We start from the raw sequence: 5735 nt of genomic DNA on the forward strand, positions 1-5735 counted from the left end.
CCTGCCACGTCGCCGTCCGTCCCCTCGCGTCGATTCGCTCCCTCATCAGGAAATCTACGGGACGCCCGGACGGGGTGCTGGGCGAGCTGGCCTTCCGGACCGTGCACGAGGTCGCCCAGGCGGCCGCGTCCGGGTACGCGGAGGCCCAGCTGCGCAGCTCCGACGAGCTGGAGCGGCGCCGCAAGCGCCTGCTCGACCTGCTGCTGGAGGACGGGCCGGTGGCGCTGGAGGCCGTGCAGGACCTGGCGCACAGCGCACGCTGGCCGGTGCCGCGGACGGTCGCCGTCGTGGCGCTCGCGGCGGCACCGGACCGGAGGGAGGAGGACCGGCCGCTGGCGGCGGCGGGCGCGCTGGTGGACATGGGGTCCCGGCCGCCGCGCATGCTGGTGCCCGATCCGGACGGCTCGGGCGGCACGACCGGCCGGGCGTTCACGCTCGCGCTGCGCGGCCGGCCCGCCGCGATCGGCCCGACGGTCGCGGTCACCGAGGCCGCGCAGTCGCTGCGCCTGGCCACCCGGGCGCTCGGGCTGATGGGCCGTGGGGTGCTGCCGCGCCAGGGCGTGGTGCGCTGCGACGAGCATCTGTCGACGCTGCTGCTGTACGGCGACGAGCCGCTGCTGGAGCGGCTCCAGGCCCGGGTGCTGGCGCCGCTCGACACGGTCTCGGCGGGGCAGCGCGACCGGCTCGCCGAGACACTGCTGGCCTGGCTGCTGACCGGCAGCAACGTGCCGGACGTCGCCGTACGGCTGCACATCCACCCCCAGACGGTCCGCTACCGCCTGCGCCAGCTGGAGAAGCTCTTCGGCGACGCCCTGCACGACCCGGCGACCCGCCTCGACCTCATTCTCGCGTTGCGCGCGGAATCCCTGCACATACGGCAGAACTGATCCGGAATTAAGTCGGCGCACTCAATCGGCGACAAAAATCAGCGGGGTTTCCATAATCCCGTCCATAACAGCAGGAACAGAAATTCCCATACGTTCGGGGCGTCCTTTTTCGCAGGTGCTTCACGCGCCTTTCCACGCGGAGGATCCCCCATGCGTATCCGTATCTGTCTCACGGCGCTGTCGCTGGCCGGCGGGGCCGGTCTCGCCACCCTCTCGGCTCCCCCGGCCCTGGCCGCGGCCTGCTCGGACGTCGAGGTCGTCGCCGCCCGCGGCACCTTCGAGCCGGGCACGCTCGGCTTCATCGTCGGCGACCCGGTGTTTTCCGCGCTGCAGAAGAAGGCGGCGGGCAAGAACGTTTCCAGCTACAAGGTGAACTACCCGGCCGACCTCTCCCCCACGTCCGCGGCCCAGGGCAATCTGGATCTCGTGAACCATGTGAAGAGCCAGGCCGCCGCCTGCCCGGGCCAGAAGTTCGTTCTCGTCGGCTATTCGCAGGGCGCGAACGTCGTCGACAACTCGATCGGCATCAGCAGCGCCGGCGCGGTGGTCGGCAGCCCCATCGTGGCCACCCTGCCCGCTGCGGTCGAGCCCAAGGTCGCCGCGGTGCTGCTGTTCGGCAACCCGATCCGGGCGCTCGGCAAGAGCGTCACCGGCACGTACCAGAGCCGTACGCTCGACATCTGCGCCAAGGGCGACCCCGTCTGCGAGAACGGCGGCGGCGACGTCGGAGCGCACCTGGGCTACCGGGACGACGCCGAACAGGCGGCCACGTTCGCCGCCGGCAGGCTCTGAGCCCGCGTCACACGAAGGGGCCCGGGAGGAGTTCCTCCCGGGCCCCGGGCGTGCGTGCGGGCAAGGGCTAGCGCGGTGTCCGGGCGAAGCCGGCCAGGCTGGTGGAGACGGGCTCCGGCCGGCCGTCGTTCTGCACGGGCGCCGCGGTCAGGACGTCGAGGTGCTGGTAGCCGTCGGCGACCACCGGATGCAGGTCGGCCGGGACCCGGCCCGCCAGCAGGCCCTCACCGGCGAGCACGGTGAGCACCGGATTGGCCTTGAGCCCCTCGGGGTGCGCGACGAGCTTCTTCACCTGCGGCGAGGTGGCCAGCTGGATGTCCGTGACCAGCTTGGTCGGGAAGTACTGCTCGGTGAAGTCCAGCGGCTGCTCGGCCAGGCTGCGGGCCAGTTGCCGCACATCGGTGACCTCGTCGCCGGGGCCGGTGAACGGGGTGCCGTCGGCCGACCGGTGTCCCGGGTCGTCGGGATCGCCGACGCGGTCGTAGTTGCGCCAGGTGTAGAGCGGGCCCTGCGGCCGGTCCGGGATGGCCTTGTACGCGGTGCCGTACAGCCCCGGTTGAGCGTCACCCCTGTTGGCGACGGGGAAGCTCTTGTCGGCGATCGGCCCGCCGTCGAAGAAGCCGACACTGGTCTGCAGGAACGCCAGCGGTACGGAGTTGTCGTCCAGCAACGCCCCGAGCACGGCCCCGTTGGTGAGCCGGAAATCCTTCACGGCGGGCTTGCCGGTGAGGAAGGCGGCGGTGTCCTTGGCGAACAGGAGGCGGTGGGTGGCCTCGATGTTGAGGTTGGAGGGCAGGTAGCGGAGCAGGTCGGCCTCGCCCTCCAGGTCGTCGAGGGCACCGAGACCGGCGATGCCGAGCAGGGTCATGGTCTCGGGGTTGAGCAGCACGGGGGCGGACAGCGTGCGCGGCAGCACGCCGCTGTCCAGCCCGGCCTGCACGACGCCGTGACCGAGGTCGATGTCGGGCAGGTTGGTGTCACCGGGGATGCTGCCGCTGAGGTCGGCCAGCGACGTGGACACGGTCGTGTCGAGGGCGAAGTAGCCGGCGCACTGGTTGTACCCGGCGTCGGCCGTGGTGGCGCGATCGCCGTCGAAGTCGGCCGCGGCGAAGTACCCGGTGATCACACCACCCAGCGAATGCCCGCCGCACAGCACCTTCCGCTTGCGCTGGGCCTGGGTCGGCAACTCGGCGGTCAGCAGGTCGTACTGGTCGCGGACGGTCTGCTCGATCCCGAGCTTCGCCATCCAGCCCAGCTCTGCGTTGCCGGCGAAGCCGTCGAAGGTCCGGCCGCCGACCGGCTTGCCGCGGTAGTAGTAGTCGACGGCCGTGTGCTGGTCGCCGGAGGCGATGCCGGTGCGGTCCTCCAGGCAGTTGGAACGCCGGTCCAGCGCCCAGAACTCGATGTGCAGGCCCTGCTCGGCGGCGCGGGTGACGGTGTTGCGGGCGACGCTGTCGAACGCCCCCGCCCCTTCCAGGATGCCCGGCTGGGCGATGAGGATCCGGTCGGCGTCGGCCGACGCGGCCGGTCCGTGGGCGGAGCGGTAGCGCAGGTACGACAGCCAGTCGCACGCCGCGGGCCGGGGCCCGGCCGACTTGGGCAGCGGCACCTTCACCCGCACCATCGACTCCGCCACTCCGGTCACCGGCGACGTCGACTTCACCGTTGTCTCGGTGCGCGCCCCATCGGCCCGGGCGCCCGGAGCGACGGCCGTGAGTGTCCCGGCGGTCAGCAGTACCGCCAGCACGGCACCGCGCCACTTCCCTCTGCTCGTACGATTCATGTCCATGCCAGGGACGCTAGGGCGGTGGCACGACCGCTCTCAGGCAGTGCTGATGAGAACTCAGCTTCCGGATCGCGCCTTGTCATCGACGCACAGCACACCCGGCCCCCGGCGGGGAGACGGTGTCGTACCGCTTCTGGACGCCACCGAGCTGCGAACCGGCCGTTTCGGGAGCATGGTGGGGCTATGGACGGTCAACCCCCTGTGGTCGTGCAGCCGCCCGCGACGGACGGCGGACGGCTGGTGACCATCCACGGCGAGCGCATGGGCGTCGCCTACAGCCTCTTCGACGTACTGGACCTGCTGCACCGCGAGGGCCTGCCCACCACCGACACGGCCGTCGACGACACCGAGCTGATCGAGTGGCAGGGCGGCGGTCCCTACGACTGGAACAGCGGGGCGTCCGACGAGTCGTGAGCCCTCGGGCCGGGCCCATCAGCCCGATTCGGTCTCCGACTCCTCGGCGAGGCGGTCGAGGCGCACGCGCTGGTCGGATGTCAGCCGCAGGCGGACCGCGGCGAGGTTCTCCTCCAGATGCCCGATCCGGGCCGTGCCCGGAATGGGCAGGACGACCGGTGCACGGTCGAGCAGCCAGGCGAGCGAGACCTGCGTGGGCGTCGCCCCGAGCTCGGCCGCGACGGCGGCGACTTCGTTCTCGGCCCCGGCTTTCCCCCAGGCCACGGGCCGCCAGGGCAGGAAGGCGATCCCGGCGGCGGCGCAGGCGTCCAGCACCGGATCGTGCTCCCGGTCGAGCAGGTTGTAGCGGTTCTGCACGCTCACGACGTCGACCAGTTCCCGGGCCCGCTCCAGTTCGTCGACGGTGACCTCCGACAGCCCGATCCGGCCGACGAGGCCTTCGGTCTGCAGCTCGCGCAGGGTGCCGAGCTGGTCGGCGAGCGGTGTGCCGGGGTCGACGCGGTGCAGCTGGAGCAATTCGATCCGCTCGGTCCGCAGCCGCCGCAGGGCCTGCCGGACCTGGTCGCGCAGGATTTCCGGCCGTCCGTCGAGCTTCCAGTCGCCGCCGGGGCCGGTGCGGGCGACACCCACCTTGGTGGTGATCAGCAGGCCGTCCGGGTAGGGGTGCAGGGCCTCGGCGAGGAGCTCCTCGTTGGCTCCGCCGCCGTACAGATGAGCCGTGTCGATGAGCGTGACGCCCAGCTCCACGGCCCGCCTGGCCACCGCGATGGCGTTCTCCCGATCGGGGCCGGGTGCGGTCGGCAGGTGCATGGCTCCGAAGCCGAGCCGGCCTACCTCCAGGTCCCCGCCGATGCGGAACGTCGATGACATGAGACGCCGTCTCCTCTCCGGTCAAGAGGCAACGCTAACAGGGCAGTTGATGATGGAGCCGGCCTCGGCGGCGCCTCACCCGGCCCCGGGGCGCGGCACGCTCGACGAGCCGTTGCCGGTACCTGGCGATACGCTGCGCGAAAACGGCTCTTTGCCCCCTTCTGGGAGGTTCCTATGGCCTCGCGTCTCAACCCGTATCTCACCTTCAACGGCGACGCCCGGCAGGCGATGGAGTTCTACAAGGAGGTCTTCGGCGGCACTCTCGCCCTGAACAGCTACGGAGAGTTCGGGCAGGCGGACGCCCCGAACGCCGACAAGATCATGCACGGCATGCTGGAAACGACCAGCGGCTTCACCCTGATGGGCGCCGACAACCCGCCGGGCATGCAGTCCGAGCAGGGCAGCCCCTTCTCCGTGAGCCTGAGCGGCGACGACGAAGCCGAGCTGCGCGGCTACTGGGAGAAGCTGTCCGAGGGCGGTTCGGTGTCGGTGCCGCTGGAGAAGCAGATGTGGGGCGACGTGTTCGGCATGTGCACGGACCGCTTCGGCGTCCCCTGGATGGTCAACATCAGCACGGAGAGCTGAGCGGCCCGCGGGGTCGACCACGTCGAACCGGCCCCGGCGCTCCTTCGGGACCGGCCCGCCCCGTGTGCCTCGGCCTTGTCCTCACCGCGGCCGTGGGTCGCTGCCTGCCTGATCGCGTTCGGTGAGACCGCGCAGCGCGGGGTAGGCGAGTCGCACCCGCCGGGGTGCCGGCCGCCCAGCGCGGCCGGCACCCGCGCGCACCCGGCCGACTGCGGTCGGCCGGGGCCCGGCGGCCGGACTTCGACAGGCAAGGAGCGGCCATGGACGTCAGGGTCGAGACGACACCGACCCCCACCCCCGGGGGGGGGGGGGGCGCCCGCCCCCGTAATACCCCGCGCCCCCCCCCGCCGCGCTGGAGCTGGCCGAGCAGGGAACCAGGATCGCGGACGGAGCCGGCGGCG

Annotated in this window: 6 protein-coding genes; 4 read left to right on the forward strand and 2 right to left on the reverse strand. The window is 71.8% G+C overall.

The features are described from left to right. Both ABT116_RS38725 and ABT116_RS38730 read left to right on the forward strand, forming a co-directional pair. A partial coding sequence (locus tag ABT116_RS38725; protein WP_351644250.1) for a PucR family transcriptional regulator occupies positions 1-887 on the forward strand: 887 nt, incomplete at its 5' end. A gap of 150 nt (positions 888-1037) precedes the next feature. Then, positions 1038-1679, forward strand: coding sequence for a cutinase family protein (locus tag ABT116_RS38730; protein ID WP_351644253.1), 642 nt, complete (start codon positions 1038-1040; stop codon positions 1677-1679). Between the two features lie 67 nt (positions 1680-1746). Here ABT116_RS38730 and ABT116_RS38735 read toward each other — a convergent pair whose 3' ends face one another. Beyond that, the gene (locus tag ABT116_RS38735) at positions 1747-3468 is read right to left on the reverse strand and encodes a hypothetical protein (RefSeq protein ID WP_351644256.1); all 1722 of its coding nucleotides are present in this window, start codon (positions 3466-3468) and stop codon (positions 1747-1749) included. Positions 3469-3648: 180 nt separating this feature from the next. On the opposite strand from ABT116_RS38735, the gene ABT116_RS38740 reads away from it, so the two are divergent. Beyond that, positions 3649-3879 carry a hypothetical protein gene (locus ABT116_RS38740; protein ID WP_351644259.1) on the forward strand — a complete coding sequence of 77 codons (231 nt, stop codon included), beginning with the start codon at positions 3649-3651 and terminating at the stop codon, positions 3877-3879. Positions 3880-3897: 18 nt separating this feature from the next. Here the strand turns inward: ABT116_RS38740 and ABT116_RS38745 are convergent, their stop codons facing one another. Further along, on the reverse strand, positions 3898-4749 hold the full coding sequence (locus ABT116_RS38745) for an aldo/keto reductase (protein WP_351644262.1): 852 nt from the start codon (positions 4747-4749) through the stop codon (positions 3898-3900). 174 nt (positions 4750-4923) lie between these two features. Here ABT116_RS38745 and ABT116_RS38750 point away from each other — a divergent pair, with 174 nt between their 5' ends. Then, positions 4924-5334: a VOC family protein gene (locus tag ABT116_RS38750; RefSeq protein ID WP_351644265.1), complete on the forward strand. Its 411-nt coding sequence runs from the start codon at positions 4924-4926 to the stop codon at positions 5332-5334. The last annotated feature ends 401 nt before the right edge of the window (positions 5335-5735 follow it).

The organism is Streptomyces sp. NPDC002130, from assembly GCF_040296465.1.
Classification (GTDB): Bacteria; Actinomycetota; Actinomycetes; order Streptomycetales; family Streptomycetaceae; genus Streptomyces.